This window comes from Pseudomonas sp. 910_23 (assembly GCF_052850795.1).
Window position 1 is genome coordinate 1 of sequence record NZ_VXCZ01000048.1, and the last position, 1,231, is coordinate 1,231.

Genomic DNA, 1,231 nt, shown 5'->3' on the forward strand with positions numbered 1-1,231 from the left:
TGAATCGCCCCGGGTTTCGTAGACACCTCTTTGCCTTAAACTGAGGCCAATTAGGAGGTGCCATGAGCAACCCGCGTTACCCCGAAGAATTCAAAATCCAAGCGGTCAATCAAGTGACCGAAAAGAAGCTGCCTGTCGCTGATGCAGCGGCTCGTCTCGGCGTGTCGACGCATAGCCTCTATGCCTGGATAAAGCGCTACAGCAAACCTCAACAAGAACGGCAGCAGGATGATGATCAGCACGCTGAACTGCGTCGTCTGCGAGCCGAACTCAAGCGGGTCACCGAAGAGCGAGACATCTTAAAAAAGGCCGCCGCGTACTTTGCCAAGGAGTGCGGTTGAAGTACGCCTTTATCAAGCAGCGAGCGGGCGACTATTCCATTCGACGGCTTTGCCTGACGCTGAGAGTCCATCCCAGCGGTTATTACGCCTGGCTGTCTGAGCCGCAATCTGTGCGCGCCAAAGACGACCAGCGACTGCTGGGTTTGATCAAGCATTCCTGGCTGGAGAGCGGCGGCGTTTATGGCTATCGCAAAGTCCATGACGATCTGCGCGAAGTCGGTGAGGATTGTGGTCGCCATCGTGTGGCGAGGCTGATGCGTCTTGAAGGGCTGCGCTCTCAGACAGGGTATCGACGTCGCCCTGGAAAGTACGGCGGTAAGCCTGCGGTCGCCTCACCCAATTTACTGAAGCGCCAGTTTGATGTCGTAGAACCCAACAAAGTTTGGGTCACCGACATCACTTACATTCGTACGTATGAAGGCTGGCTGTATTTGGCAGTGGTACTGGATCTGTTTTCTCGTCAGGTCGTTGGCTGGTCAATGAAGTCGAAGATGACCAGTGATTTGGCTATTGATGCGTTGTTGATGGCGGTTTGGAGGCGTAAACCGAAGCAAGAGGTGATGGTTCATTCCGACCAAGGCAGCCAGTACAGCAGCTCCGATTGGCGCAGCTTTTTGAAGGCAAACAATTTGGTTGCCAGCATGAGTCGCCGAGGCAACTGTCATGACAACGCCGTGGCCGAGAGCTTTTTCCAGCTTCTGAAACGGGAACGGATCAAGCGAAAAATCTACACCACGCGGGAAGATGCTCGGAGTGATGTGTTCGATTACATCGAGATGTTCTACAACGTAAAACGCCGCCATGGTTTCAACAATCAGCTGTCACCGGTAGAGTTTGAAAAGCGTTACGCAATGAGCTTGCAAGGTGTCTAGAGAATCCGGGGCGATTCA

General features: G+C 53.5%; 1 protein-coding gene. It reads left to right on the forward strand.

All coding sequences use genetic code 11. From position 1 onward, the window contains the following. The first annotated feature begins 62 nt into the window (after positions 1 to 62). A protein-coding gene (locus FW800_RS27260) for an IS3 family transposase (RefSeq protein WP_446438863.1) occupies positions 63 to 1,213 on the forward strand; the annotation gives its coding sequence in 2 pieces (ribosomal slippage) (positions 63 to 297 and positions 297 to 1,213; 1,152 coding nt in all). The last annotated feature ends 18 nt before the right edge of the window (positions 1,214 to 1,231 follow it).